The organism is Cupriavidus pauculus, from assembly GCF_008801835.1.
In the GTDB taxonomy this organism is placed as follows: domain Bacteria; phylum Pseudomonadota; class Gammaproteobacteria; order Burkholderiales; family Burkholderiaceae; genus Cupriavidus; species Cupriavidus pauculus.
The window spans coordinates 1-26,439 of record NZ_VZOW01000033.1; the positions used below are offsets into that span (position 1 = coordinate 1).

A 26,439-nucleotide genomic window follows, 5' to 3' on the forward strand; every position below is an offset into this window, starting at 1 on the left:
GGCGCGCATTGCGGGTGTCGCGTCTCATCATCAAGCACGAAAGTGAATGGGCCAATCCAAATAAGTGGCAGCAATTAATTCGCGAGATTGAAGAGCACACAGGTCCGCAGCCGCAGCACGTCGAGGAACAGAAGCGGGTCGAGAGGCTTGTTTGGTGGGATGACGTGAAGGCAGGAGTCAGTGATCTGCCGGGGTCGGATGTTTTTCATATTCACCCGATTGGGTTGGTGGGGAATTTTTCTGTCGACGCATGCTCATGCCAGGGCCGCGAACTTAGTGCCGCAAGTCTGAAGCGTATAGCTACCTATGCGACGGATCAAAAAATCCAAGAGTACATCGATGCTCTAAATCAGGCTTTCTCGGACTACTCTTTTGATACGTGTCTCGGGCGTGCGCACTTTATTGCTCAAGTACTGGCGGAAAGCGGTGAGTTTAAACATACCCGTGAACTTGGAGAAAAATTGGCCTATGACCCGTGGCGGGGCCGGGGGCTCATCCAAGTCACATTCGAAGCAAATTATCGAGACTACGAGGCATATTCCGGCGAGGACGTGACATCAAACTCGGCCTCAATGAGCAAGCTGGAAAGAGCGCCACACGCGATTTTATCGGCAGCTTGGTTTTACACAAAACAAGCATCGCTGATGGCCGCTAGCGATGCGGATGATTTCATTTGGATCGTCAGAAAAATCAATGGGGATTCAATGGCTACGATCATAGGCTGTCATATTTTAATAGCGCGGTAGAAGCCCTTGGACTTCAAGGATGTTTGAAACTTAATAAAAACGGATCGTATATATTTGAAGAAAGCAAGGCCTACAATGAAAAACGAGCATCTTTCGCTTGGGGGATGTGGCATGACACAGGAGGGATAGTTAAGTCCGGTATAGACACCAAATCTAACACCGAATCAATTAAGGGTTACCGCCGTTATTTAGAGCTTGATGACGCTGCGGGCGGGCCTCTTGATAGTCGCGGAAATCCAAAAGACCAAGGCTGGTACGGAATTGGGTCTCGCAACCCAGTTAGAACCTATGCGGAGTCTAGACTAAGTGCGCTCGGGGATAGCTAAACCTATGGAAAGAATTCGCGTTTTTGCTATTGCATTGGTGGCTACCGCCATCCTGTTTGTAAATAGATCCGAGGCGGCGCAATTGAGCTTGGCGGGGGATTTCGAGGGTAAAAATAAGGTTGGAGAATTTATTTATGAAAATAACTCGTATGGATTGTCGATAAGCTATTATTCGCCATCATTGAATAATACGACTTACTTTCTAGTTGCGAAGTTCGATGAATGTAGCGTCATGGCGCTATATTCAGTTCCGCGTACTCGAAATATCGCGATTGATGGGACTTGTCAAGGGCAGGGTGGGCGAATATACAGAAAAATTTATGAGTGGAAGGATGATTATTCCAGCTGGTGCATGGTTAGGGAAATAACCGGCGAAATGGCAGATTTGACAGTGGGGATTGTCGCATCTGTCGAGAGTGTCGCGAGAGTTATAAATTGCTCAAGAATTGGGGCGAGTGATACCTATGAGTATGAGTCATCTGCATTGGTGGATAAAAAAATAGACGATGAAATTTTGAGATTTCGTGCCGCGGAGAGTGGCGAATCTACCTTAATGGAATATCTGGATTCGCTTCCATCTTATAGCGTTTCTGAGCTAATTTCACACATAAACGCGAATAATGTACAGGATATCAACAATCTTTCATTCTATCTTTCGGAAAACGGAAGATCGTATGAGGCTATTCCTGTCTTGGAAGCGATAGTCAAGAGGTATCCTCGCAGAATAGTTGCCAAGCTGAACTTGGCAGATGCATATTGGCTCAACAATTTCTCGCAAAAAGCATCTTGTTTTTATAAAGAATATCGTGATGATATGATCTCAAATGGGCTTAAATCGAAAATTCCAAGTCGAGTAGGAGATCGAATTATAGGTTGTGATAATTGACCATTGGCCGGTAAGGCGCCCGAAGTTGTGATCCGGACCGCGTCTGCAAGTCGGCCATCATCGCCAAACCCCTCCCCTCCCAAGCGCGTGGTTCGGCACTTGCCGCCCCCGCCCCCGCCATCCCCCGCCCTCCGATTTCCGCTAGTCAGATATTGCAAACGGCTATGATGTCGCCTGCACGCCGCAGGCGTGAGCCCGTCCTCTTTCATCCTGTTTATCCATGCCCTTTGCCCGGACGCTTTTGCGCTGTCTGTCTGTTCTTGCCGTGCTTGCCACGTCGCGCGCTATCGCGGTGCAGCCGGCATCCGATCCGGCGCTGGCGGATACATCTGGATGTACGGCGCTGATCGATATTGCGCAGGAGAGCTTGCGAGGCGAGATCAATGTGGCGTGTACCAATGAGCCGAAGGCGAGCTGCGAGGTCAAGAACGCGGAGATCCGGACGTTGCTGGACATCATCGATCAGCGCCGCAAGCGCAATGCCGACGAATGCGACACGCTGGCGCAGATCAATCGGCTGCTGCGCTTGCTGCCGCCCAAAAGCTGAGGCGGCAGCGCTGGCAAGGGGTGCTTGGCCGGTGCAGGTTTTGGGGCGCTACCGGGGCGCTACCGGGCCGGATCAGCCCTGAGGAGGGCGGTATCGGGATGACGGGCGACGCGGTGAAGCGGTCGCGTCCGTCAGTGGCTCATCCTCGAAAACAGCTGGATCACTGCCACGCCGCCGATGATCAGCGCGATGCCGATCCAGGCGGCCAGGTCCGGCACCTGGCGGTACAGCACGGCGGCGATCAGGGTGACCAGCACAATGCCGGCGCCGCACCAGATCGCATACGCCACTCCCACGGGCACGGTCTTCATCACCTGCATCAACAGCCAGAAGGCGGCAACGTAGCCAGTCACCACGAGGACGCTGGGCCCCAGGCGCGTGAAGTTTTCCGCTGCCTTCAGGCTGCTGGTGGCGATGACTTCCGCGACGATGGCGAGGGCGAGCAGCAGGTATCCGTTCATGTTGGCGATATTCCCCGGTGAAAAAAGCGGCGCTTGCGGCGCCTTGGGCGGATTCGAGCCCATTATTATGCAGGCCGCCCCCCAAACGGGTCTGCCAAACCGCGTGAAAATACCTCAGAATCCAGTCGTCATGCGGGTTTCCGGCGGTTGAACAGCCCTCCCTCCGGGTGGTTGTGCCGCAGTCGATACCGGCTTTGAATGAAGGAAGGCGCATGGCGCCATAGTCACCCGGGATAGTCAACGAGGTGGCCATATCAGAATGTCGCGGTGATCGCATCGACCTGACCCGGCTCGCATCGAAAAAAATGCCGCGGCAATAGGTTGACTGACGGGATAAGGGGAGCGGTATGAACAACGATCCGGATCCGGCCGCAGCCTGGCCGGTCACGCAAATGGCCGAAGCAGCGGTGGCAACCGAGGCCGCCGCCGAATTTGGTGAAGGCGTCTGGCAGAACACGATTGCCTCCGCCGATCACGCGCTGGAAGAAGCGTCCCGCATCCAGCGCGGCGTCCAGCAACATTTCAAGCTGATGCAGGAAGCGCGGGCACTGCGCGAGGAATTACGCCGTGCCCACACTGAAATCGACCGCTATCGCGGCATGCATGCGCGTGTGGTGGTCGGCATGCGCCAGCTCGAGGAAGAGCACGCCGCGGAAATGTCGCGCCTGCAGGCCGAGAACGAGATGTTGCTGGTGCGGCATCGTGTCTACAAGCTGCTGGCCGAACACTATGGCGTCGCTGCATTGCGGTTCGACCGTGAAGTGTTTGCCCAGCATCGCGATCGCGTGCTGGAGCACGTACTCTACAAGCGTCGCAAGGGCGTATCGCTCTCGTCGATCACGGCGGCGGAGGTTGCCTTCCTGCTGCTCTGACGGCGGCCTGGCACTGCGGCACAGGTCAGGCGGCGCGTGCGGTGCGCGGCCTGAGGACCAGTAGCGCAAGCATGCCGCCCACCACGCCCCAAAATGCAGAGCCGACGCCGGCCAGCGTCATGCCGGAGGCCGTGATCATGAATGTCAGCAGTGCCGATTCGCGCTCTGCCGGCGTCTGCATGGCCACGGTCAGGCCATTGGCGATCGAACCGAACAGGGCAAACGCCGCCACGGCCACCACCAGCGCCTTGGGAAACGCCGCGAACAGTGCGGCGATGCTGGCCGCCATCACGCCCATCGCCAGATAGCCGAGCCCGCAAACCACGGCGGCCATGTAGCGGCGGCGCGGATCGGCGTCGGCCTGGGGACCGGTGCAGATGGCGGCGGTAATCGCGGCGAGGTTGATGCCATGGGATCCGAACGGCGCGAGGATGGCGGACGCCAGCCCCGTCACGGCGATCAGCGGGCTGGCCGGCACGTGATAGCCGTCCGCGCGCAGCACCGCCAGTCCGGGAATGTTCTGCGAGGCCAGCGCCACGATGAACAGCGGCAGGCCGATGCTGATGAACGCCGACAGCGAAAATGCCGGCGTGGTCCACACCGGCCGCGCCACGGCGAAGTGGAACTGGTCGAAGTGCAACTGGCCCAGCGCGGCGGCCAGCGCAATGCCGATCGCCAGCACGCCCGGCACCGCATAGCGCGGCCACCAGCGGCGGCCCAGCAGATAGGCGGCAAACATCGTCAGCAGCAGTACGGTGTGATGCTGCGCTTGCACGAACACATCGATGCTGATGCGGAACAGGATGCCGGCCAGCAGCGCCGACGCGATACTGGCCGGCAACGCCTTCATCAGTTTGTCGAACCAGCCGGTCAGCCCGGCGGCCGTCATCATCAGCGCGGCCAGCAGGAACGCGCCGATGGCTTCGGGGTAGAGCACGCCCGGCAGACTGGCGATCAGCAGCGCGGCGCCCGGCGTGGACCACGCCACGACGATCGGCACGCGCATGACCAGGGACAGTCCCAACGTGGTCACGCCCATGCCAATCGATAACGCCCAGATCCACGACGCGATTTGGGCATCGGACAGATGCGCGGCCTGGCCGGCCTGGATCATCAGCACCAGCGAACTGGTGTAGCCGGTCAGCATGGCGATCAACCCGGCCACGGTGGTGGAAACAGACAGGTCGGACAGCTTCAGGGAGGCGGCGGCAGTCATTATCGTCGGGCAAGGATGGGCGGCCGTTGCGGCACGGCCGGTATCTTCGCACGGGACGGCGGCGCAGGTGCCGGTTTTGTTCCGGCGGCCGTGGCGTATGGCGACGGACAAGGGCCGCGCGATGGCGGCAACGTTGGGGGAGATGGCGATGGCGGCGCGCACGGCGCAGCAGGCCATGGCAAGTTTTACGGCGCCGACGGCGAGCGCACCGCTGGCCCAAACCGCCGGCGGCAAGTTACGGCGGCGCGTTCTGGAAATGCCGCCAGCGCAACGCGCGTGGCCGGCGCCGCCACGCGCGGTACGAAGCCTCAGTCCGCCACCTTGTCGCTCGGGAACTTGAACGAGTCGCGTAGCAGATAGCTCATCGGGATGTCGAGCGTGATCCCATTGGGCGGAATCGGCTGCAGGAACCACTTTCGATACAGCTTTTGCGTTTCCTGGTCGTAGATCGATGCGATCAGCGCGCGGTCGACGATCTTCTTGAACTCTGCGTCTTGTCTGGACAGCATGATCGCGTACGGTTCGATCGTCAGTAGGTCCCCGGTTACCGCCAGCGCGGCCGGATTTTTGGCGTTGGCGCGCAGCCCGAACAGCAGCACGTCGTCCATCACGAAGGCGTCGGCCTTGCCCGATTCCACCATCGCGAACGCCTCGGCGTGGTCCTTGGCCTCCACCACCTTCCAGCCCATCGCGCCGGATTCGTCCATCTTGCGCAGCATTTCCAGCGGCGTGGTCTTGGTGGTCGATACCACGGTCTTGCCGCGCAGGTCGCTCCATTTGCGAATGCCCGCATCGCTTTTCACCAGCATGCGGCTGCCGGCAATGTAGTGCGGAATGGTGAAGGCTACCTGTTCGCGCCGTTCGCGATTGTTGGTGGTCGATCCGCATTCGAGATCGGCCTTGCCATCGACGATGGCGGGAATGCGCGAGGCCGGCGTCACCGGCACCCATTCCACGCGCAACTGCGGCAGCTTGAGCTGGCTGCGCACCGCGTCGGCCACTTTCAGGCACAGGTCGACGGCATAGCCCATCGGCTTGCCGTCCGCCACGAACGAGAACGGCACCGAGCTTTCGCGGTGCGCGATGCGGATGACGCCGCTCTGCTGGATGCGCGCGACCACCGGATTTGGCGTGGCCGCGCGCGCCGGCGCAGGCGGCAGGCAGAGCAGGACGGCAAGCGAGAATACGACAGGCGCCATGCCCTGGAACAAGGCACGGCGCGGCAGGCCCGAATTGATCATGTAGACACCCGTCGAAAATTGTCAGGAAAAACCCAGGCGGCGCGTTGGCCGCCGATGGCCGGATCGATCCGGCTCTCGTACTGCGGTGCTGCTGTCGTTGTGCGTTCGGAGCAATCTGCCGGTGCAGATTGTTGTTCGCAGATTGTTCCACGGCGGGGCGTCGCGGCACAACCCGAAGTCCTGGAAGACCGCTTCGACGTCCACGGCGAGCAACGCTCGTGCGGCTTGCGGGTTGACGGGGACTTTCCCTTACGGATTTGTCCGACTTCTGGCGCAGGTCGCGCGTGGCTATGCTTCAGACGTGCCTTGCGAGCAGGGCACCGAGGAGAGACTCTTGGGCCCGTTCGGCTGAACGGGCCCATCTTTTTTTTCGGGCGGTGCGCGCCGCGGCCGACACTGGCGAAGCATGGCGCGCAGCACAGTCGTCTACAATTCGGGCCTGCCTGCGCGCCGGCGAAGTTTCCTTCCGGTTTCCTCGCTGCCGGCGCCGCTTACCCCGTCCGACACCATGGCCCTGTTTTCCATTTCCGATGCCCAACTGGCCTTTGGCCATGTGGCCTTGCTCGACCACACCGATTTTTCGATCGAAGCAGGCGAACGCGTCGGCCTGATCGGCCGCAACGGCTCCGGCAAATCGTCGCTGCTGCGTATCGTTGCAGGACTTTCCGCGCCCGACGACGGGCTGATCGCGCGCCAGAGCGGCGTGACGTCTACCTATGTGGCGCAGGAGCCACAGTTCGAGCCCGGGCTGACCGTGTTCGATGCGGTCAGCCAGGGCATGGGTGCCGCGCACGATCTGCTGCTGCGCTACGACGCCGCGCTGGCCCGGCTTGAGACGCACAACGACGAGGCCACGCTGGCCGAACTGCATCGCGTGCAGGCCGAACTCGATGCGGCCGATGCATGGCAGTTGCGCACGCGCGTGGAGACCACGCTGGCCAAACTCGATCTCGATCCGCATGTGCGCGTCGACGCGCTGTCTGGCGGCCTGCAGAAGCGCGTGGCGCTGGCGCAGGGGCTGGTGGCCGATCCGGACATCTTGCTGCTCGACGAGCCGACCAACCATCTCGACGTGCAGGCCATCCGCTGGCTCGAAGACCTGCTGCTGGGTTTTCGCGGCAGCGTGCTGCTGATCACCCATGACCGCGCATTCCTGGACCGCGTGGCCACGCGCATCGTCGAACTCGATCGCGGCCGGCTGGTGTCGTTCCCCGGCAACTTCGCCGCATACCAGGCGCGCAAGGCCGAACTGCTGGCCAACGAAGCCGTCGAGCAGGCCAAGTTCGACAAGCTGCTGGCGCAGGAAGAAGTGTGGATCCGCAAGGGCGTCGAAGCGCGCCGTACGCGCAGCGTGGCGCGCGTGCAGCGGCTGGTGACGATGCGCGCCGAACGCCAGGCGCGGCGCGAAGTACAGGGCAACGTCAAGCTCGAAGTGTCCCAGGCCGAGCGCTCCGGCAAGATCGTCGCCGAACTGGTCGATGTGTCCAAGTCGTATGGCGACAAGGTGGTCGTGCGCGATTTCACGGCGACGATCATGCGTGGCGACAAGGTCGGCCTGATCGGCCCGAACGGCGTTGGCAAGACCACGCTGCTGCGCCTGATCCTTGGCGAGCTGGCGCCCGATCGCGGCACCGTGCGCAATGGCAGCAACCTGCAGGTGGCCTATTTCGACCAGATGCGCACCTCGCTCGATCTGGAGAAATCGCTGGCCGACACCATCAGCCCCGGCAGCGACTGGGTCGAAGTCAACGGGCAACGCAAGCACGTGATGAGCTATCTGGGCGATTTCCTGTTCGCGCCGGAACGTGCGCGCTCGCCGGTGAAATCGCTCTCCGGCGGCGAGCGCAATCGGCTGTTGCTGGCGCGCCTGTTTGCGCGTCCCGCCAACGTGCTGGTGCTCGACGAGCCGACCAACGATCTCGATATCGACACGCTCGAATTGCTGGAAGAACTGCTGCAGGACTATAGCGGCACGGTGTTCCTGGTGTCCCACGATCGGGCATTCCTGGACAACGTGGTGACGTCGACGATCGCCGCCGAAGGCGATGGCCAGTGGCGCGAATCGGTGGGCGGCTATTCGGATTGGGTCGAGCAGTCGGCGCGCGCGCAGGCGCTGCAGGCCACCCGGCAGGCCGAAGCGAAGCCCGTCGAGGCGCCCAAGGCAAGCAGCCGCGACGCACGCGGTGCCAACCGGACCGTCAAGCTCTCGTACAAAGAGCAGCGCGAACTCGACGGCCTGCCCGAGCGGATTGCGGCGCTGGAAGCCGAACAGAAGACCATCGGCGCGCAGCTCGAAGACGGATCGCTCTATGCCAGCGATCCCGCGCGCGCTGCGGAACTGGCGACGCGCCACGACGAGATCGAGATGGAACTGCTGGAAGCGCTCGAGCGCTGGGAAGTGCTGGAGAAGAAAACCAGCGGCGAGGGCGCCTGAAGATCCGGCGCGTGGACGATCGTCCGCCGGCCGGCCCTCGTCCTCTTTCGCTGTCGCCAGGCCGCGCCGGGCGCTTGTCAGCGACGCGGCAGCACATTCGCGTCACGCGCCCGCACAGCGAGCACCTTCGCCCGCTAGCTGCCCGCTAGCCGCACCACGCCAACACCATGTTCGTCAGGTCGACCATGAACGCCGGGCGCAGGTAGGCCAGGAAGCCCAGCGTCAGCACCGCCGCCAGTGCCACGTAGGCCAATCCCCGGGTCCAGTGGATGGCGGACATGTCAGGCGCCCGCCGGCTGGGTGCGCACCAGTGCGTGCTCGCGGATCGGCAGGTTGACCAGCGCGGCCAGCACGCCAAGGCCGATTGCGATCATCCACACCATGTCGTAGCTGCCGGTCTTGTCGAACAGGTAGCCGCCCAGCCAGGCGCCCAGAAAGCTGCCGATCTGGTGCGAGAAGAACACCACGCCCGACAGCATCGACAGGTATTTCACGCCGAACACTTGCGCGATGATGCCGTTGGTCAGCGGCACCGTGGACAGCCACAGGAAACCCATCAGCGCGGCAAAGATCCACGTGCTCCACGCGGACAGCGGCAGCATCAGGTAGCCGGCGATCACGAACGAGCGCGCAAGGTAGATCGCCGACAGCAGGTAGCGCTTGGGCATGCGCTGGCCCATCGCGCCTGCCGTGTAGGTGCCGAAGACATTGAACAGGCCGATCAGCGCCAGCGCCACGGTGGCGATCTTGACGTCGGCAAAGCCGCGATCCTTCAGATAGGGCGTCAGGTGGACGCCGATGAACACGACCTGGAAACCGCACACGAAGTAGCCGAGCGTCAGCAGCTGGAAGTTGCGGTTGGAGAATGCTTCGCGCGTGGCCTCGCCGATGCTCTGGTGGGGGCCGCTGGTGTTCGCTTCGATCTTCGGCTCGCGCAACATCAGCGCCAGCGGCAGCATGAAGCAAGCCAGGAACGCCAGGATATACAGCGCGTTCTGCCAGCCGGCGGTGGAAATCAGCGTCTGTTCCACCGGGATCATCAGGAACTGCCCGAACGAACCGGCCGCCGCGGCGATGCCCATGGCCCACACGCGCTTGTCCGGGCTGGCCACGCGGCCGATCACGCCGTACACCACGCTGTAGGTGGTGCCCGATTGCGCGATGCCGATCAGCACGCCCGCGCCGGTGGCAAACGCCGTGCCGCTGGTGGCCAGCGCCATCACGATCAGTCCGGCCACATAGAGCGCCACGCCGATCAGCATGATGCGCATCGCGCCAAACTTGTCGGCCAGCGCGCCGGTGATCGGCTGGCTGGCGCCCCACATCAGGTTCTGCAGCGCCAGCGCAAAGGCGAAGGTCTCGCGGTTCCAGCCATGCGTCTGCGTGATCGGCAGGTTGAACAGGCCGAAGCCGTGCCGGATGCCCATGGAAAGGGTGACGAGCAGGCCGCCGCACACCAGTACGGAAGTCAGGGTCAGTTTGCGGTCGTTCATGTCGGTGTCGGGCTCGGTATTGTTTCTATTGTTTTGTGGCGCTGACGAGGCGTGGCCGGCGCGGCGCGCGGCCTGCCGCCCGCTGGCTGCCGAGTTTACCTCCCGTGCCGGATTCCTGCCGGCCGCGGATTTTCGTGGTTTTCCAAAAGGATTGCCGGCCGCGGCCATCCATTACAATGCAGCGCAAACCGGCCGACGACGGCCGCGAGACCTACTATCCGTATCGACTCCATGGCGAGCAAAACCAGTCAGTACAGCGAATCTTCCATCCGGGTCCTGAAAGGCCTGGAGCCGGTCAAGCAACGGCCCGGCATGTACACCCGTACCGACAACCCCCTGCACATCGTGCAAGAGGTGATCGACAACGCGTCCGACGAGGCGTTGGGCGGCCACGGCACCACCATCCTGGTGACCCTGCATCGCGACGGCAGCATCAGCGTGGAAGACGACGGCCGCGGCATTCCCGTGGGCATCCATCCCGATGAGGGCGTGCCGGTGGTCGAGATCGTCTTCACGCGGCTCCATGCGGGCGGCAAGTTCGACAAGGGCAAGGGCGGCGCCTACGCGTTTTCGGGCGGCTTGCATGGTGTGGGCGTGTCGGTCACCAATGCGCTGGCCACGCGGCTCGATGTCACGGTATGGCGCGACGGCATGGAATCGACGCTGACCTTCGAACATGGCGGCGAAGTCACGCGCGCACTGGAAAGCCGCAAGCTCGACCGCGGCCAGAAGAAGAGCGGCACGCGCGTGCAGGTATGGCCCGACGCCAAATACTTCGATTCGGCCGCCATCCCGATGGCCGAACTGCAGCGGCTGCTGCGTTCCAAGGCGGTGCTTCTGCCCGGCGTGAAGGTCACGCTGGTGGTCGAGAAAACCGGCGAACAGACCGTCTGGCAATACGAGCAGGGCCTGAAGGGCTATCTGGTCGAGGCGCTGGCGCAAGGCAGCGGCGCGGAACTGGTGATCCCGATGTTCGAGGGCGAGCATTTTGCCGATCCGGACAAGAACCCCGGCGAGGAAGGGTTTGCCGAAGGTGAAGGCGCTTCGTGGGTGGTGGCGTGGACCGAAGACGGTGCGCCGGTGCGCGAATCGTATGTCAACCTGATTCCCACGCCGGCAGGCGGCACGCATGAATCCGGCCTGCGCGAAGGGCTGTTTCTGGCCGTGAAGAGTTTCATCGAAATGCACTCGCTGCAGCCCAAGGGCGTGAAGCTGATGAGCGAGGACGTGTTCGCGCGCGCCTCGTTCGTGCTGTCGGCCAAGGTGCTCGATCCGCAGTTCCAGGGCCAGATCAAGGAACGTCTGAACAGCCGCGACGCCGTGCGGCTGGTGTCAACCTTCAGCCGTCCGGCGCTGGAGCTCTGGCTCAATCATCATGTCGACTTCGGCAAGAAGCTGGCCGAACTGGTGATCCGCCAGGCGCAGGCGCGCACGCGTGCCGCGCAGAAGGTGGAAAAGAAAAAGGGCTCCGGCGTGGCCGTGCTTCCCGGCAAGCTGACCGATTGCGAATCGACCGATGTCGAGCGCAACGAGATCTTCCTGGTGGAGGGCGACTCGGCCGGCGGTTCGGCCAAGATGGGCCGCGACAAGGAATTCCAGGCCATCCTGCCGCTGCGCGGCAAGGTGCTCAACACCTGGGAAACCGAACGCGACCGCCTGTTCGCCAACAACGAGGTGCACGACATCGCCGTGGCGATCGGCGTGGACCCGCACGGCCCGGACGACGAGCCCGACCTGTCCAACCTGCGCTACGGCAAGATCTGCATCCTGTCCGACGCGGACGTGGACGGCGCGCACATCCAGGTGCTGCTGCTGACGCTGTTCTTCCGCCATTTCCCGAAACTGATCGAAAAGGGACACGTCTGCGTGGCGCGTCCGCCGTTGTTCCGCGTCGATGCGCCGGCGCGCGGCAAGAAGCCCGCGCAGAAGCTGTATGCGCTGGACGAGGGCGAACTCGAGGCGATCCAGGACAAGCTGCTCAAGGATGGCGTCAAGGAAGGCGCGTGGCAGATCTCGCGCTTCAAGGGCCTGGGCGAAATGAGCGCGGCGCAGCTCTGGGAAACCACCATGAATCCCGATACGCGCCGGCTGCTGCCGGTGGCGCTTGGTGAATTCGACGTGCTGCAGACGGTCAGCATGATGAACATGCTGATGGGCAAGGGCGAAGCGTCGCAGCGTCGCACCTGGCTCGAGGAAAAGGGCAACGAGGTGGAAGCCGACATCTGACGGCCGACACCTGCACCGGAGCGAGAACGATGAAGCAAATGACAGGGCAATCGCGCTGGACCGCACGGGCCGCCCGCCTGGCGTGCGCGCTGGCCCTGTCCGCCTGCATCGTGGCGCCCGCGCATGCCGAGCTGTGGGGCTATGTCGATGGCGACGGCGTGGCGCATTTTGCCGACACCCGGCTCGATGCGCGCTACACGCTGTTCATGCGCGACGGCGGCCACCTCGATTCGGCAGACCTGGGCCATCGCGGCGCCATCACGCTGCAGGGCAAGTCGAGCCCCGAGCGCGAAAAGCTGTTCCGCTACATGCTGAACCACCCGAACATCCGCCAGGTCGAGCCGATCATCCAGCAGGTGGCCGACGCGCAGAACGTTGACCCGGCGCTGGTCAAGGCGGTGATGGCCGTGGAAAGCGGCTTCAATGCGTCGGCGGTGTCGCCCAAGGGCGCCATCGGGCTGATGCAGGTGATCCCGGACACCGGCGCGCGCTTCGGCGTCGCTGCCGACAAGCGCCGCAGCGTCGAACAGAAGCTGGCCGATCCGAAGCTGAACATTTCGGCCGGCGTGCGCTACCTGCGCTTCCTGATGGAGCTGTTCCCGAACAATCTTGAACTGGTGCTGGCGGCGTACAACGCTGGCGAAGGTGCGGTGCAACGCTATAACAACCAGATTCCGCCGTTCCCCGAGACGCGCCAGTATGTCAGCACAGTGCTCGAGTTCTACCGCCTGTACCAGCCGGATGGCGCATCGGGCGGGCGCGTGCTGCGCACGGGTGTGGCCGCCGAGCGGGTGCGGATGGTGATCGGCGGACGCCGGCCCATGCCCTGACGGCGGCAACGCGGCGTGCGCGCCGTGGCGGCGTCGTCATCCACTTCCTTTAGAATCCCACGCTGATCGCAACCTCGGCACGCGCGCACGCCTGGCGCTGTGCGCACCGAAAACTTGCCAAACATGGATCAACCAGACATTTCGTATCAGGCCGATGAACCGGCCGATTCGCTGACCCTCGCCCGCTATGCGGAGCGGGCCTATCTCGATTACGCCGTCAGCGTGGTCAAGGGCCGCGCGCTGCCCGAAGTGGCCGACGGCCAGAAGCCGGTGCAGCGGCGCATTCTCTACGCGATGCAGGCAATGGGACTGCGCGCTGATGCCAAGCCCGTGAAGTCGGCGCGCGTGGTCGGTGAAGTCCTGGGTAAATTTCACCCGCACGGCGACCAATCCGCCTATGACGCCCTGGTGCGTCTTGCGCAGGATTTTTCGCTGCGCTATCCGCTGATCGACGGCCAGGGCAACTTCGGTTCGCGCGATGGCGACGGCGCCGCGGCGATGCGCTACACCGAAGCGCGCCTCACGCCCATCTCGCGGCTGCTGCTCGATGAAATCGACCAGGGCACCGTGGATTTCCTGCCCAACTACGACGGATCGGAAGAAGAGCCAAAGCTGCTGCCGGCACGCCTGCCGTTCGTCCTGCTGAACGGGGCGTCCGGCATCGCGGTCGGTATGGCCACCGAGATCCCGCCGCACAATCTGCGCGAGGTGGCAGGCGCCGCCGTGGCGATGATCCGCAATCCCAATATTTCGCTGGCCGAGCTGCTGTCGATCATGCCCGGGCCCGACTATCCCGGCGGCGGCCAGATCATCTCGCCGGCCGCGGAAATCGCCCAGATCTACGAGAACGGCCGCGGCAGCCTGAAGGTGCGCGCGCGCTGGACCATCGAGGAAATGGCGCGCGGCCAGTGGCAGATGGTAGTGACCGAACTGCCGCCGAACACGTCGTCGCAAAAGGTGCTCGAGGAAATCGAGGAAATCACCAATCCGAAGATCCGCACCGGCAAGAAGGCGCTGACGCCCGAGCAGACCCAGCTCAAGACCACGATGCTGGCCGTGCTCGATGCGGTGCGCGACGAATCGGGCAAGGACGCGCCAGTTCGGCTGGTGTTCGAGCCCAAGAGCAAGAACACCGACCAGCAGGACTTCATCCAGACGCTGCTGGCACATACCAGCCTGGAATCGGGCGCGCCGATCAATCTGGTGATGATCGGCACCGACGGGCGTCCGCGCCAGAAGGGGCTGCAGGACATCCTGCGCGAATGGATCGAGTTCCGCTTCGCCACGGTGACGCGCCGCACGCGCTTCCAGCTGAACAAGGTGGAAGACCGCATCCATATCCTGGAAGGGCGGATGCTGGTGCTGCTGAACATCGACGAGGTGATCCGCATCATCCGCGAAAGCGACGAGCCCAAGCCCGCGCTGATCGAGGCGTTCCGCCTGAGCGATCGGCAGGCCGAGGACATCCTTGAAATCCGCCTGCGTCAGCTGGCGCGGCTGGAAGCGATCAAGATCGAACAGGAACTGGCGCGGCTGCGCGACGAACAGGCCGAGCTGGACGTGCTGCTGAAGTCCGAAACGATGATGCGCCGCAAGATCATCAAGGAGATCGAGCAGGACGCCAAGCAGTACAGCCCCGAGGACAAGGATCCACGCCGCACGCTGATCCAGGAAGCCAGCCGCGCGGCTGCCGAGGTAAAGGTGATCGACGAGCCGGTGACGGTGATCGTGTCCGGCAAGGGCTGGGTGCGCACGCGCCAGGGTCACGGCCACGATCCATCCCAGTTCACGTTCAAGGCAGGCGACAACCTCTATGGCACGTTCGAATGCCGCACCGTCGATACGCTGCTGGCGTTCGGCAGCAATGGGCGTGTCTATTCGGTGGCGGTGGCGGGCCTGCCGGGCGGCCGTGGCGACGGCGTGCCGGTGACGACGCTGATCGACCTGGCCGCGGGCACGCAGATCGCGCATACCTTCGCGGGCGGCGCCGAGCAGCGCATGCTGATCGCCACGGCGGGCGGCAACGGCTTTGTTACCAAGGTTGGCGACATGATCAGCCGCCAGAAGGCGGGCAAGGCGTTTATCACGCTCGATGACGGCGACACCATCCTGCCGCCGGCGCCGATCGGCACGGAAGCCACGCATGTGGCGTGCTTCTCGGCCAACGGGCGTCTGCTGCTGGTGGGCCTGGACGAGGTCAAGGTGCTGTCCGCGGGCGGCCGCGGCGTGATCCTGATGGAGCTTGAGGCGAAGGAAACGCTCGAGCAGGCCGTGGCCGTTGGCGCGCCGGGCCTGATGATCTCGGGTACGGGCATCCGTGGCGGCAAGGTGCCGCCGCAAAAGCTGGCGGGCAAGACGCTGCTGCCATACGTCGGCAAGCGCGCGCGCAAGGGCAAAGCCATCGAGCCGCGCCTCAAGGAAGTGAAGATCGAGCCGGTGAAGGTGGAATCGCCGACGTAACGTCGACGCGCGGAGCGGCGGCCGTCGTGTGCAATGTGGTGCGCGACGCTGCCGTTGGCATCGGCGGCGGCTGAATCCCGGCATGTCGCGCGATGTGGTGCGGTGCAGGGCATGCTCACGGGTCCGCTGCACCGCCCGCCGACCCCGCACCCGGGGGCCGGGCCGCTGCGACGGCTTGCGCAGCTTCGGCGATTCCCACACCTTCCGCAGCGTCGGCGGCAACCGCCACTTCGCCCGCGGCCGATGTCGATGCCGCGCGGACATCGTCAACCCTGATCCCCTCTTGCCGAATCGTGATGCCCCGCATGTCCGTCGGCGTGCGGTTCTGCCTTACCATGTCGGCACCCTGCCCAATCCGCAAGGCAGGCGATCCCAATCACGATCATGTCCTCCACGCCCCTGTCACACGCGGCCGAGCTTGCGCCGCCGCCCACGCCCCGTACGCTGTTTTTTGAATTTGCCCGCATGGGCCTTTCCGGTTTCGGCGGGGTGTTGCCATTTGTGCGCCGTTCGGTGGTGGAACGCAATCGCTGGCTGGACGACCGCGACTTCGTGGAGATCCTCAGCCTGGGACAGGTGCTGCCGGGGCCCAACGTCATCAATCTGGCCTTGATGCTCGGCTTGCGTTTCGCGGGGTTGCGCGGTGCGCTGGCGGCGTTCTGCGGGCTGGTATTCGTGCCGATGGCGGTGGTGCTGTGCGTGATGGGTCTGTATCTGCGCTACCAGGACGTGCCGCAGGTCCAGCAGGCGCTGGCGGGCATGACCGCGGTGGCCGCCGGGCTGGTGCTGTCGACCGGCGTGAAGCTGGCGCAGAGCCAGCCGCGCACGGTGCGCGCTGTGATGGTCGGCGCGGCGGCGTTCGTGGCGATCGGGCTGTTGCGCTGGCCGCTGCTGCCCGTGATGGCGGTGCTGGTGCCGGTTGCGCTGGTGCTGGAACATCGCGCCACCACGCGCCGGGAGAAGCCATGACATCGCCCGAAATCCTGCGCGATCTGCTCGGGCATTTCGGCATGCTGTCGCTGCTCGCCGTGGGCGGCGGCGGCACGGTCATCCCCGATATGCATCGCTATTTGGTAGAGACCCGTCACTGGATGACAGACGAACAGTTTGCGGCGCTCTATGCGATTTCACAGGCGTCGCCGGGGCCCAATATCCTGTTCGTGGCGCTGTTCGGCTGGCAGGTAGCGGGCGCCGCCGGCGCGTTTGCGTCGATGGTCGGCATCTGCGGCCCGTCCAGCGTAATCGCGCTGGGGTTTGAGTACTTTGCGGGGCGCTCGCCGCATGCAGTGTGGCCCGGACTGATCCGGCGCGGCTTGTCCGCACTGACGATCGGCCTGCTGATGTCGACGGGATGGGTGCTGGCAAGCAGCGTCGATCATCGATGGACCGCGGCCATGGTCACGCTGGTCACCATCGGCCTGATGCTGAAGACGCGCGTGCATCCGCTGCTGCTGGTGGGGCTCGGTGCGGGGGCAGGGCTGCTCGGGCTGATGTAGGCTGCGCCGGGTTGGCGCAGCGAATGGCCGACAATATGGCGCCCGATCGGCGCCCGATCGGCGCCCGCGGCCGCGGGCGCCTACCGGATTATTTCAACGGCAATACCAGAATACCCATCGCCGCAGGCCGCGCGCGCATGGCGTCGAGCCAACGTTGCAGGTTGGGACGCGGCGTGTGCGCAACGGGCATGCCCATCCAGCGATGCGCCGCGCAGGCCAGCGAGATGTCGGCCATCGTGAAGCGGTCGCCGCCGATGAATTCGCGGTCGGCCAGTGCGTCGTCGAGCATTTTCGCCAGCGGCTCGGTGCGCTCGCAGGAACGGGCGATGATTGCGTCGTCGCGCTGGTCGGCCGGCACGCGCACCGATTGCAGGAAAGCCTGGACCATCGCCGGGCTGAACGCCGTGGTCTGCCAGTCCATCCAGCGATCGGCCGAGGCGCGCGCCTTGACGTCGGACGGCCACAGCGTGGACTCGCCATAACGCGCGCACAGGTAGCGCACGATCGCGTTCGATTCCCACAGTACGAAAGGCTCGCCGGCCACGTCGGTATCGCGAAAATCCTCGATCACCGGAATCATCCGGTTCGGATTCAGGCGGACATAGGCTTCGGTGTCCAGCTCGCCCTTCTGATTGCCGATGTCGATGCGTTCGTGGTCCAGATGCAGCTCGCGCGCGCACCAGACCGCTTTCTGCACGTTGATCGACGACAGTCGGCCCCAGATACGCAGCATCGTTTGCGGCTCCTCGGCTTCCATCACGTCCAGGGTCTCCTGTGGGAATGTCGCAGGCTCAGGCGGCGCGGGCCTGCGGGGCGTGCTGCGCGATGGCCTCGCGGAACAGCGCGCCAAGGATCGATACGCCTTGCTCGATGCGCTCGGCCGGCACGGTCACAAACGCCAGGCGCAGCGTGTTCATGCGCGGATTGGTGGCGTAGAACGGCGCGCCCGGCACGTAGGCCACGTTGCGGCGCACCGCTTCCTCGAGGATCGTCATGCTGTTCAGGCCCTCGGGCAATTCCACCCAGATGAACATGCCGCCTTCCGGCGCGTTCCACGTCACGCCTTCGGGCATGTGGCGCTTCAGCGCGTCCAGCATGTACGCGCACTGCTTGCCGTACAACTCGCGGATGGTCGGGATATGGCGCTCGAGCAGGCCGTCCTTGACGGTTTCGTAAGCGATGCGCTGCGTGAACGTCGGCGTGTGCAGGTCGGACGCCTGCTTGGCCTGGCACAGCTTGAAGTGCAGATCCGGCGGGGCGATCACGAAGCCCAGGCGCATGCCGGGCGCCAGGATCTTCGAGAACGATCCCATGTAGATCACGCCGTCGGGATTCATCGACAGCAGCGTCGGCAACTGGCTGCCCGAATAGCTCAGTTCGCCATACGGATCGTCCTCGACCAGCAGCACGCCGAGGTCCTTTGCGCGCTGGACCAGCTCCTGGCGGCGCTCCAGCGGCAGGCGGCGGCCGGTCGGGTTCTGGAAGTTCGGCAGTGCGTAGAGAAAGCGCGCGCCGGCGGTCAGCTCGGGCGTCAGCGCCGCGGGGATCAGGCCGTGCTCGTCGGTCGGGATCGACACGAATTCGGGCTCGAACAGCGAGAACGCCTGCAGTGCGCCGAGGTAGCTCGGTGTTTCCACCAGCACCGGGCTGCCCGGATCGATCATCACCTTGGCGATCAGGTCCAGCGCCTGTTGCGAGCCAGTGGTGATCAGCACGCGCTCGACCTCGACGTTGTAGCGCTTTGCCACGAACTCGCGCAGCGGCAGATAGCCTTCGGTGGCCGCGTATTGCAGCGCGCCCTGGGGGTTATCCGCAAATACACGGGCCACCGCCGCTTCCATGGCCGCTACCGGGAACGACGCCGGGGACGGCAGGCCGCCGGCGAACGAGATGACTTCCGGACGCTCGGTGACCTTGAGGATTTCGCGGATGGCCGAGCTGGTCAGTTGCTGCGCCCGGCGGGAGATGGCCCATTTCATGATTGGTCTCGTGGTGGGGTAAGTCGTGCGCCGGACCGACATGGCCCGGCAATTCTTCTGGATTCTGTCTCAGGCGATCTCGACGATCATTTCGATTTCCACGCAGGCGCCCAGCGGAATCTGCGCCACGCCAAAAGCGCTGCGTGCGTGCTTGCCCTTTTCGCCGAACACTTCGACGAGGAATTCGGAGCAGCCGTTGGTGACCAGATGCTGCTCGGTGAAGGTCTCGGTGGAATTCACCAGGCTCATCACCTTGACGATGCGCTTGACGCGGTTCAGATCGCCGATATGGCCGTGCAGCGTGGCCAGCAGGTCGATGGCGATGTTGCGCGCCGCCTGCTTGCCGGTGTCGGTGTCGATATCCTTGCCAAGCTTGCCGGCCCAGGGCTTGCCGTCCTTGCGGGCGATGTGGCCCGACAGGAATACGGTGTTGCCGGTGGTGGCGGCCATCACATAGGCGGCAGCCGGGGCGCCGGCGCTCGGCAGTTCCACGCCGAGGCGGGCAAGGGTGTCGTAGACGGACATGCGTGACTCCTGTCAGTGAATGCGTCCTGGATGAATCGGGGGCGTTTCTCCAGTCGCGGGGACTGGTGGCGTGGCGGGTGCGGTATTGCGCACGGAGGCGCGCCGGCCGGCGGCTACCACGGCGATCACCGCCACTGCAAAAGCGACGGTGGCGGCATCGAGGGGCTCGGCCAGGATCAGGGCGCCGCCCGCCAGCGTGAGGAACGGCTGCAGCAATTGTATCTGGCCTACGCGCGCCACGCCGCCTTTTGCAAGGCCGGCGTACCAGAACAGGAAGCCGATGAACATCGAGAACACCGACACGTACGCCATGCCGACCCACGCGTGCGACGAAGCGGCGGCAATCGCGGGGCCGTTGGCCAGCGCCAGCCATGCGACCACCGGCGCCAGCACGGGCAGCGACACCACCAGCGCCCAGCTGATGGTCTCCAGGCCGCCCAGTTCGCGCGACAGCTTGCCGCCTTCGGCGTAGCCCAGCGCGCCGAGCACCACGGCCAGGAACAGATACCAGTCGGCATGCTGCAGTCCGCCCGCGCCCTGCCAGAGCGCGAAAGCGACCACCAGCGCACTGCCGGCCACCGCCGACAGCCAGAACGCCGGGGAAGGGCGTTCGTTGCCGAACCACGCGGCGAATACCGCGGTGGCCAGCGGCAGCAGGCCGATCACGATCGCGCCATGGCCGGCGGGCACTTCGCGCATCGCCAGCGACGAAAACAGCGGAAAACCGACCACCACGCCCAGCGCCGTCAAGGCCAGGCGCGCCCACTGCCGGCCCCGCGGGCGGCGCGCCGGAGACATCGCGCCGCGCACGGCCAGCAGCGCCAGCGCCAGCACGGCCGCGATCACCGCGCGCGCCAGCGCCACAAACGTGGCGTCAAGTTCCATCACGGCCATGCGCGTGAACGGCAGCGTCTGGCTGAAGATTGCCACGCCGATAAAGCCAAGCAGCATGCCGCCCGATTGGGGATGAGAGGTGCGGGTCATGGTCTCAATGCGGTTGTCCGGCCACGGCGATCCAGACCGCCGTGAGCGCCAGCGCCAGGCCCATCGCACCGTTGAACCGGCGCACGCGATTGCCCTGCATGAGCCACTGGCGCAGCGACGCGCCCAGTACGCCGTATGCGCCGTTGCTGACGAAGCCGAACGCGCCGAACAGCACGCTGACCAGCACGATGCGCTGCGCCGGCGACGGCGCGCCCGACATATAGGACGCGGCCACTGCCAGCGCCAGCATCCACGCCTTGACGTTGGCGTACTGCAGCGCCACCGATTGCCAGATGTTCATCGGCCTGAGCACGGTCTTTTCGGCCAGCGACGTGCTGCGCGCGATGCGCAACGCCAGCCACAGCAGATACAGCACGCCGATTACGTGGATCGCCGCCGCCAGCATGGGGCTTGCCAGGATCAGCGCGCCCACGCCAGTGGCGCATAGCGCGACGATGCTGGCAAATCCCAGCGACACGCCGGTGCAGTGCGGCAGCGTGGCGCGCAGGCCGAAGTTGGCGCCGGTGACCGCCGCGATGGTGGTGTTCGGGCCCGGCGTGAAAGCGCCGACCGCGAGCAGCGTGATCAGGGCAAGGAACTGTGCCGTGGACAGCCCGGTGAGCCACGCCTCTTGCATCGGCATCATGCGAAGTTGACGACCACGCGCCGGTTGGTGCGGCTCTTCTTTTCGATCTTGGTGACGACCACCGCGCCGATCTCGCCCGTGTTGGCCACATGCGTGCCGCCGCAAGGCTGCCGGTCGACGCCGGGAATGTCGACGATGCGGATCGTCGATGTGCCGGCTGGCGGTGCGGCGCCGATGGTGCGCACCAGATCGGGCTGGGCGGCCAGCTGCTGCGGCGTGATGCGGTCGATGCCGACCGGCGTGCGGGCGTCGATCAGCGCGTTCAGTTGCTGCGTCAGCGTGGCTTTGTCCAGCGTCGATTCGGGCAGATCGAAATCGATGCGCGCCGAATCGGGCGAGATGCTGCAACCGGTCACCGGCACGGGAATCAGCGAGCCCAGCAGATGCAGGCAGGTGTGCAGCCGCATGAGTTTGTGACGGCGCTGCCAGTCGATCTTCACTTCCACGCGGTCGCCGGGCTGCAGCGCGGGCGATCCTTCGGCGGGCACGTGCAGGATGCGCGTGCGGTCGTCGGCGTAGATGGTGTCGGCCAGCACGACGACGCGCCCGTCGGCTGCGGTCAGCGTGCCGGTGTCGCCGGCCTGACCGCCGCTGCGCGCGTAGCAAACGGTCTGGTCGAGTTCGATGCCCGCCGCGCTTGTGGCCACCACCGTGGCGTGGCAGTGATCGAGGTAAGCGTCGTCGTCGAAACGCTTGAGCGTGATGGCGGACATTGGGGAGCTCCTTCGGTGTGCTTGATGCTTGTAGGTGTTTTCTGGTTTCAACGCAGGGTCTTGAGCCCCGCTGGCGTTTCGATCTCGGCCTCCAGCAGCGGCGGCCCATCGGTGTGTTCGATCTCGATTGCGCCCGTGGCGCCGATCCAGGCCAGTCCCTGTCGCAGCAGCTCGGCTTGCGGATGCTTGCCGCGCAGCTTGCGCAACGCCAGGTCGTGGCGCGGCAGGCTGACACCGGGGTGATCGGCCACGTCCCACTGGATCAGCGTGGGGAACACGCCATCGCCCGCACTGGCCGCCTCGCCGCGCCAGGCGGGCAGGCTGCCGTCGTCCGGCACGGTCAGCCGCCATTGCAGCGCGCCGCGCGTCATCGGCACGGGCGGGGCGATGCGGTCCGGATACTGGGCCTGCCAGCGCGACAGATCGGTGGGACGCTCGACGCGCGCGGCCCAGTGCGCCAGGAACGGGCCGTCGCGCAGCCGCTGCCGCATCGCCTCGGTGTCGAGGGCGAACCAGCGCGGCCGCTGTGGCGCGGGGGCCGACGGATCGATCGCGATCACTTCGAGGTACATCTGGCCAAACATGCCCAGCACGCGATTGTGCGTGCCCATGCCAGGATGCGCTCCGCCGCCCTGCGGCGCGATGCCGAGCGCGTCGGCGACATACTCGGCGCCCGTATCGAGGTCGGGCGCGGCAATCACGAGGTGGTCAATGGCAAGCGTCATGGTTGGTTGATGGTAGTCAAGCTTGTCGGTACAGTACCGATACAGTTGATCAGATCGTCTTCAGTACAGTTGCGGGAGCGCCACATGGAAGGCAGCCAGAAGAATAATCGAGACGCCAAGGAAGGCGCGGCCGGCGGGACCAGGCCGCTGCGGCTGGTATTGCCGGCAGCGGGCCATCCGCATCTGCCCGACCCGATTCCATCGGCGCAGATGACCCTGGTCGAGCAGTTGACCGAATGGGCGCGCCTGCGGATCGATGAGCGGGTGTTTCGCGCCGGCATGCGCATGCCGTCGATCCGTCAACTGGCCGCCGAAAAGGGCATCTCGCGCTTTACCGTGGTGGAAGCCTACGAGCGGCTGGTGGCGCTGGGCTATCTGGAATCGCGGCGCGGCTCGGGCTTCTTCGTACGGGATCGCGTGCCGCATCCTGCGGTGGTGACGCCGCCCGCGTCGCCGTCCATGCGCAATGTCGACGTCACATGGCTGCTGCGCAGCATGTTCCATTCCGCCGAAAGCCACAAGGCGCCAGGTTGGGGATTTCTGCCCAACGACTGGCTCGACGGCGAGCTGTTGTCGTCCGCGATGCGCGGCCTGGGGCGGCAGCCCGGCGGACATTTCCTGTCCAGCGGCACGCCGATGGGATTCCTGCCGCTACGCCAGCAGTTGCGCACCCGCCTGGAGGAACTGGAAATCGGCGTGACGCCGGAGCAGATCGTCATGACGTCGGGCATCACCCAGGCCTTCGACCTGATCGCCCGGGAGTTTCTGCATCCCGGCGACACCGTGGTGGTGGGCGATCCGGCGTGGTTCGTGATGTTCGCGCGCTTTGCCACCCAGGGCGCCAACGTGATCGGCGTGCCCTACACGGCGGACGGCCCCGATCTGGAGGCGCTGGAGCGTATCGCGCAGGCGCATCGCCCGAAGCTGCTGGTGGTCAATTCAGTGCTGCACAATCCGACCGGCACGTCGCTGTCGGCTGCGCGCGCGTTCCGGCTGTTGCAACTGGCCGAGCAGTACGGATTCACGATCATCGAGGACGATATCTACTGCGATCTGTGCCCGCCGGCGCACGCCGCCACGCGCCTGGCCAGCCTGGACCAGCTCAGGCGCGTGATCTACCTGGGCAGCTTTTCGAAGACGCTGGCCGCCAATCTGCGCGTCGGCTTTATCGCCGCCAGCCCCGAACTGGCCGTCACGCTGACCGACAGCAAGCTGGTCACCGGCATGGCCACGCCCGAAATCAACGAGCGCGTGGTCTACAAGGTGCTGACCGAAGGCCACTATCGCAAGCACACCGAGCGCGTGCGCGTGCGCCTGGACCGCGCCCGCGACGAGACGCGCGAGCGGCTGGAACGGCTGGGCGTACGGATCTTTCCCGGCCAGTTGGCGGGGATGTATCTGTGGGCCGATACCGGCGTGGACACCAACGTCATCGCCACCGCCGGCCATGAGGAGGGCTATCTGTTTGCGCCGGGCAGCCTGTTTTCGCCGTCGCAGATGCCGTCCACCTGGACGCGCTTCAACGTGGCCAGCAGCGCCGATCCGGGCATGCTGCGCTTTCTGGCCGAACAGATGGACCGCCTGTCCGGCGCGCCCGCCAGTCCCGGCGACGCGGGGGCTTGAAAAGCTCCCGGGTCGTCCCGATTTCTAGCGCCATCGCTGCGGCGCCGGACGCGCGCCGGGCACTGTTGCGCATCGATCCATAGATCCGTTTCAAGAGAGAGAACCATGACCGTACCGCACGAGACGATGAGCTTCCAGGCGGAAGTGAAGCAGTTGCTGCACCTGATGATCCACTCGCTGTACAGCAACAAGGAAATCTTCCTGCGCGAGCTGGTATCCAACGCTTCGGACGCCACCGACAAGCTGCGCTTCGAGGCGATTGCGAATCCTGCCCTGCTCGAAAACGATGCCGACCTGGCGATCCGCATCGAGCCCGATGCCGCCGCGCGCACGCTGAAGATCACCGACAACGGCATCGGCATGAGCCGCGACGAAGCGATCCGCAATCTCGGCACCATCGCGCGCTCGGGCACCAAGGAATTCTTCCAGCAACTGTCGGGCGACCAGCAGAAAGACGCCGCGCTGATTGGCCAGTTCGGCGTGGGCTTCTACTCGGCCTTCATCGTGGCCGACCGCGTCACCGTGGAAACGCGCCGCGCGGGTCTGGCGGCCAACGAGGCCGTGCGCTGGGAAAGCACCGGCGACGGCGAATTCACCGTCGACACGATCGAGCGCGCCGAGCGTGGCACCACGATCACGCTGCATCTGCGCGAGGGCGAGGACGATTTCCTGTCGTCGTATCGCCTGCAGCACATCATCCGCAAGTATTCGGACCACATCTCGCTGCCAATCCGCATGCCCAAGGAGGAATGGGATGCCGAAGCCCAGAAGCAGAAGCAGACCGGCGAGTGGGAGAGCGTGAACCAGGCGAGCGCGCTGTGGACACGTAACAAGTCCGATATCACCGACGAGCAATACCAGGCGTTCTACCAGCACATCGCGCACGATCACGACGCGCCGCTGGCGTGGACCCACAACCGCGTGGAAGGTCGCAGCGAATATACGCAACTGCTCTACATCCCCGCGCATGCGCCGTTTGACCTGTGGGACCGCAATCACAAGGCCGGGCTGAAGCTCTATGTGAAGCGCGTGTTCATCATGGACGACGCCGAGCAACTGCTGCCGGCCTACCTGCGCTGGGTCAAGGGCGTGGTCGATTCCGCCGACCTGCCGCTGAACGTGTCGCGCGAACTGTTGCAGGAAAGCCGCGACGTGAGGGCCATCCGCGAAGGCTGTACCAAGCGCGTGCTGTCGATGCTCGAGACGCTGGCCGATAGCGAGGACGACGCCGAGCGCGCCAAGTACAAGACGTTCTGGGAACAGTTCGGCCAGGTGCTCAAGGAAGGCATGGGCGAAGATCACGCCAACGCCGAGCGGATTGCCAAGCTGCTGCGCTTTGCCACCACGCACCACGACACGGCCGAGCAGTCGGTGTCGCTGGCCGACTACGTGGCGCGCATGAAGGAAGGCCAGGACAAGATCTACTACGTCACGGCGGACACCTGGGCGGCGGCCAAGTCGAGCCCGCACCTGGAAGTGTTCCGCAAGAAGGGCATTGAGGTGGTGCTGCTGACTGATCGCGTCGACGAATGGATGCTGTCGTACCTGCGCGAATTCGACGGCAAGGAACTGGTGTCGGTGGCGCGCGGCGATCTGGACCTCGGTGCACTGGCCGACGAGGCCGAAAAGGCCGAGCAGGAAAAGGCCAGCACCGAATGGAAGGATGTGGTCGAGCGCGCCAAGTCGGTGCTGGAAGGCAAGGCCAAGGATGTGCGCGTGACGCTGCGACTGACCGAATCGGCCTCGTGCCTGGTGTCCGACGAAGGCGACATGAGCGGCTACCTGCAGCGGCTGCTCAAGCAGGCCGGTCAGAAAAGCCCCGATGCGCAACCGATCCTGGAGCTGAACCCGGAGCATGCGCTGGTCAGGAAACTGCGCGATGTGTCGGACGAAGCGGCGTTCGGCGACCGCGTGCGCGTGCTGTTCGATCAGGCGCTGCTGGCCGAAGGCGGCATGCTTGATGATCCGGCGGCTTATGTGCAGCGCGTGAATCGTCTGCTTGCCTGACGA

Annotated in this window: 24 protein-coding genes; 12 read left to right on the forward strand and 12 right to left on the reverse strand. The window is 64.6% G+C overall.

All coding sequences use genetic code 11. The features are described 5' to 3' along the window. The 3 genes from F7R19_RS29905 to F7R19_RS23860 all read left to right on the forward strand — a co-directional run. Positions 1–746, forward strand: a 746-nt coding sequence (locus tag F7R19_RS29905) for a glycoside hydrolase family 19 protein (RefSeq protein ID WP_409364606.1), incomplete at its 5' end; no start/stop codon positions are given. Between the two features lie 330 nt (positions 747–1,076). Beyond that, a complete protein-coding gene (locus F7R19_RS23855) occupies positions 1,077–1,958 on the forward strand; it encodes a tetratricopeptide repeat protein (protein WP_150982228.1) in 882 nt (293 codons plus the stop codon). 265 nt (positions 1,959–2,223) lie between these two features. Beyond that, positions 2,224–2,505, forward strand: coding sequence for a hypothetical protein (locus F7R19_RS23860; RefSeq protein ID WP_150982229.1), 282 nt, complete (start codon positions 2,224–2,226; stop codon positions 2,503–2,505). Between the two features lie 131 nt (positions 2,506–2,636). On the opposite strand, the gene F7R19_RS23865 is transcribed toward F7R19_RS23860, so the two are convergent. Next, positions 2,637–2,966 (reverse strand): DMT family transporter, encoded by a 330-nt coding sequence (locus F7R19_RS23865; protein ID WP_061955940.1) that lies wholly within the window; start codon positions 2,964–2,966, stop codon positions 2,637–2,639. Between the two features lie 392 nt (positions 2,967–3,358). Between F7R19_RS23865 and F7R19_RS23870 the strand changes: the two genes are divergently transcribed. After that, entirely contained in the window at positions 3,359–3,838 is a 480-nt protein-coding gene (locus F7R19_RS23870; RefSeq protein WP_223505905.1) for a hypothetical protein, read from the forward strand. 25 nt (positions 3,839–3,863) lie between these two features. Here the strand turns inward: F7R19_RS23870 and F7R19_RS23875 are convergent, their stop codons facing one another. Both F7R19_RS23875 and F7R19_RS23880 read right to left on the reverse strand, forming a co-directional pair. Next, a complete protein-coding gene (locus F7R19_RS23875) occupies positions 3,864–5,054 on the reverse strand; it encodes a benzoate/H(+) symporter BenE family transporter (protein WP_150982231.1) in 1,191 nt (396 codons plus the stop codon). Between the two features lie 308 nt (positions 5,055–5,362). Next, positions 5,363–6,295: an amino acid ABC transporter substrate-binding protein gene (locus tag F7R19_RS23880; RefSeq protein ID WP_150982232.1), complete on the reverse strand. Its 933-nt coding sequence runs from the start codon at positions 6,293–6,295 to the stop codon at positions 5,363–5,365. Positions 6,296–6,803: 508 nt separating this feature from the next. Here F7R19_RS23880 and F7R19_RS23885 point away from each other — a divergent pair. After that, positions 6,804–8,729, forward strand: coding sequence for an ATP-binding cassette domain-containing protein (locus tag F7R19_RS23885; protein WP_061955951.1), 1,926 nt, complete (start codon positions 6,804–6,806; stop codon positions 8,727–8,729). A gap of 145 nt (positions 8,730–8,874) precedes the next feature. Here F7R19_RS23885 and F7R19_RS30520 read toward each other — a convergent pair whose 3' ends face one another. Together F7R19_RS30520 and F7R19_RS23890 are read right to left on the reverse strand one after the other, a co-directional pair. Then, a complete protein-coding gene (locus tag F7R19_RS30520; RefSeq protein WP_263289758.1) occupies positions 8,875–9,009 on the reverse strand; it encodes a hypothetical protein in 135 nt (44 codons plus the stop codon). Position 9,010: 1 nt separating this feature from the next. Beyond that, a complete protein-coding gene (locus F7R19_RS23890; RefSeq protein WP_150982233.1) occupies positions 9,011–10,222 on the reverse strand; it encodes an MFS transporter in 1,212 nt (403 codons plus the stop codon). Between the two features lie 231 nt (positions 10,223–10,453). Here F7R19_RS23890 and F7R19_RS23895 point away from each other — a divergent pair, with 231 nt between their 5' ends. The 5 genes from F7R19_RS23895 (at position 10,454) to F7R19_RS23915 (ending at position 17,234) form a co-directional block, all read left to right on the forward strand. Beyond that, positions 10,454–12,448: a DNA topoisomerase IV subunit B gene (locus F7R19_RS23895; protein ID WP_150982234.1), complete on the forward strand. Its 1,995-nt coding sequence runs from the start codon at positions 10,454–10,456 to the stop codon at positions 12,446–12,448. Between the two features lie 29 nt (positions 12,449–12,477). After that, positions 12,478–13,278, forward strand: coding sequence for a lytic transglycosylase domain-containing protein (locus F7R19_RS23900; RefSeq protein ID WP_150982235.1), 801 nt, complete (start codon positions 12,478–12,480; stop codon positions 13,276–13,278). A gap of 123 nt (positions 13,279–13,401) precedes the next feature. Continuing rightward, on the forward strand, positions 13,402–15,738 hold the full coding sequence (gene parC / locus F7R19_RS23905; RefSeq protein WP_150982236.1) for a DNA topoisomerase IV subunit A: 2,337 nt from the start codon (positions 13,402–13,404) through the stop codon (positions 15,736–15,738). Between the two features lie 384 nt (positions 15,739–16,122). Beyond that, positions 16,123–16,707, forward strand: a complete 585-nt coding sequence (locus F7R19_RS23910) for a chromate transporter (RefSeq protein WP_150982237.1) — start codon at positions 16,123–16,125, stop codon at positions 16,705–16,707. Then, a complete protein-coding gene (locus F7R19_RS23915) occupies positions 16,704–17,234 on the forward strand; it encodes a chromate transporter (protein WP_061955925.1) in 531 nt (176 codons plus the stop codon). Before F7R19_RS23910 ends, F7R19_RS23915 begins: the two co-directional genes overlap by 4 nt. Positions 17,235–17,322: 88 nt before the next feature. Here the strand turns inward: F7R19_RS23915 and F7R19_RS23920 are convergent, their stop codons facing one another. The 7 genes from F7R19_RS23920 to F7R19_RS23950 all read right to left on the reverse strand — a co-directional run bounded on the left by F7R19_RS23920 (position 17,323) and on the right by F7R19_RS23950 (position 22,806). Then, a complete protein-coding gene (locus F7R19_RS23920; RefSeq protein ID WP_150982255.1) occupies positions 17,323–17,967 on the reverse strand; it encodes a glutathione S-transferase family protein in 645 nt (214 codons plus the stop codon). A 58-nt stretch (positions 17,968–18,025) separates the two neighbouring features. After that, a complete protein-coding gene (locus F7R19_RS23925; protein ID WP_061955923.1) occupies positions 18,026–19,213 on the reverse strand; it encodes an aminotransferase-like domain-containing protein in 1,188 nt (395 codons plus the stop codon). 69 nt (positions 19,214–19,282) lie between these two features. Continuing rightward, entirely contained in the window at positions 19,283–19,738 is a 456-nt protein-coding gene (locus F7R19_RS23930) for a RidA family protein (protein ID WP_061955921.1), read from the reverse strand. Between the two features lie 12 nt (positions 19,739–19,750). After that, on the reverse strand, positions 19,751–20,722 hold the full coding sequence (locus tag F7R19_RS23935) for a DMT family transporter (protein WP_223505790.1): 972 nt from the start codon (positions 20,720–20,722) through the stop codon (positions 19,751–19,753). 4 nt (positions 20,723–20,726) lie between these two features. After that, entirely contained in the window at positions 20,727–21,359 is a 633-nt protein-coding gene (locus tag F7R19_RS23940) for a LysE family translocator (RefSeq protein ID WP_150982257.1), read from the reverse strand. Positions 21,360–21,364: 5 nt separating this feature from the next. After that, on the reverse strand, positions 21,365–22,081 hold the full coding sequence (locus F7R19_RS23945) for an alanyl-tRNA editing protein (protein ID WP_150982238.1): 717 nt from the start codon (positions 22,079–22,081) through the stop codon (positions 21,365–21,367). Between the two features lie 47 nt (positions 22,082–22,128). Continuing rightward, complete coding sequence (locus tag F7R19_RS23950) at positions 22,129–22,806, reverse strand: VOC family protein (RefSeq protein WP_150982239.1); 678 nt, start codon at positions 22,804–22,806, stop codon at positions 22,129–22,131. An 84-nt stretch (positions 22,807–22,890) separates the two neighbouring features. On the opposite strand from F7R19_RS23950, the gene F7R19_RS23955 reads away from it, so the two are divergent. Continuing rightward, the gene (locus F7R19_RS23955; RefSeq protein WP_061960162.1) at positions 22,891–24,429 is read left to right on the forward strand and encodes an aminotransferase-like domain-containing protein; all 1,539 of its coding nucleotides are present in this window, start codon (positions 22,891–22,893) and stop codon (positions 24,427–24,429) included. 105 nt (positions 24,430–24,534) lie between these two features. Then, the gene (htpG, locus tag F7R19_RS23960; protein WP_150982240.1) at positions 24,535–26,436 is read left to right on the forward strand and encodes a molecular chaperone HtpG; all 1,902 of its coding nucleotides are present in this window, start codon (positions 24,535–24,537) and stop codon (positions 26,434–26,436) included. Positions 26,437–26,439 lie beyond the last annotated feature (3 nt).

Excerpts from the sequence above, each read along its gene's own strand:
- F7R19_RS23880 (WP_150982232.1), bottom strand. The coding sequence starts at position 6,295 with ATGATCAATTCGGGCCTGCCGCGCCGTGCCTTGTTCCAGGGCATGGCG.
- F7R19_RS23920 (WP_150982255.1), bottom strand. The coding sequence starts at position 17,967 with ATGCTGCGTATCTGGGGCCGACTGTCGTCGATCAACGTGCAGAAAGCG.
- F7R19_RS23935 (WP_223505790.1), bottom strand. The coding sequence starts at position 20,722 with ATGACCCGCACCTCTCATCCCCAATCGGGCGGCATGCTGCTTGGCTTT.
- F7R19_RS23950 (WP_150982239.1), bottom strand. The coding sequence starts at position 22,806 with ATGACGCTTGCCATTGACCACCTCGTGATTGCCGCGCCCGACCTCGAT.
- F7R19_RS23865 (WP_061955940.1), bottom strand. The coding sequence starts at position 2,966 with ATGAACGGATACCTGCTGCTCGCCCTCGCCATCGTCGCGGAAGTCATC.
- F7R19_RS23890 (WP_150982233.1), bottom strand. The coding sequence starts at position 10,222 with ATGAACGACCGCAAACTGACCCTGACTTCCGTACTGGTGTGCGGCGGC.
- F7R19_RS23915 (WP_061955925.1), top strand. The coding sequence starts at position 16,704 with ATGACATCGCCCGAAATCCTGCGCGATCTGCTCGGGCATTTCGGCATG.
- F7R19_RS23870 (WP_223505905.1), top strand. The coding sequence starts at position 3,359 with ATGGCCGAAGCAGCGGTGGCAACCGAGGCCGCCGCCGAATTTGGTGAA.
- F7R19_RS23895 (WP_150982234.1), top strand. The coding sequence starts at position 10,454 with ATGGCGAGCAAAACCAGTCAGTACAGCGAATCTTCCATCCGGGTCCTG.
- parC (WP_150982236.1), top strand. The coding sequence starts at position 13,402 with ATGGATCAACCAGACATTTCGTATCAGGCCGATGAACCGGCCGATTCG.
- F7R19_RS23945 (WP_150982238.1), bottom strand. The coding sequence starts at position 22,081 with ATGTCCGCCATCACGCTCAAGCGTTTCGACGACGACGCTTACCTCGAT.
- F7R19_RS23930 (WP_061955921.1), bottom strand. The coding sequence starts at position 19,738 with ATGTCCGTCTACGACACCCTTGCCCGCCTCGGCGTGGAACTGCCGAGC.
- F7R19_RS30520 (WP_263289758.1), bottom strand. The coding sequence starts at position 9,009 with ATGTCCGCCATCCACTGGACCCGGGGATTGGCCTACGTGGCACTGGCG.
- F7R19_RS23925 (WP_061955923.1), bottom strand. The coding sequence starts at position 19,213 with ATGAAATGGGCCATCTCCCGCCGGGCGCAGCAACTGACCAGCTCGGCC.
- htpG (WP_150982240.1), top strand. The coding sequence starts at position 24,535 with ATGACCGTACCGCACGAGACGATGAGCTTCCAGGCGGAAGTGAAGCAG.
- F7R19_RS23900 (WP_150982235.1), top strand. The coding sequence starts at position 12,478 with ATGAAGCAAATGACAGGGCAATCGCGCTGGACCGCACGGGCCGCCCGC.
- F7R19_RS23885 (WP_061955951.1), top strand. The coding sequence starts at position 6,804 with ATGGCCCTGTTTTCCATTTCCGATGCCCAACTGGCCTTTGGCCATGTG.
- F7R19_RS23955 (WP_061960162.1), top strand. The coding sequence starts at position 22,891 with ATGGAAGGCAGCCAGAAGAATAATCGAGACGCCAAGGAAGGCGCGGCC.
- F7R19_RS23940 (WP_150982257.1), bottom strand. The coding sequence starts at position 21,359 with ATGCAAGAGGCGTGGCTCACCGGGCTGTCCACGGCACAGTTCCTTGCC.
- F7R19_RS23875 (WP_150982231.1), bottom strand. The coding sequence starts at position 5,054 with ATGACTGCCGCCGCCTCCCTGAAGCTGTCCGACCTGTCTGTTTCCACC.
- F7R19_RS23910 (WP_150982237.1), top strand. The coding sequence starts at position 16,123 with ATGTCCTCCACGCCCCTGTCACACGCGGCCGAGCTTGCGCCGCCGCCC.
- F7R19_RS23855 (WP_150982228.1), top strand. The coding sequence starts at position 1,077 with ATGGAAAGAATTCGCGTTTTTGCTATTGCATTGGTGGCTACCGCCATC.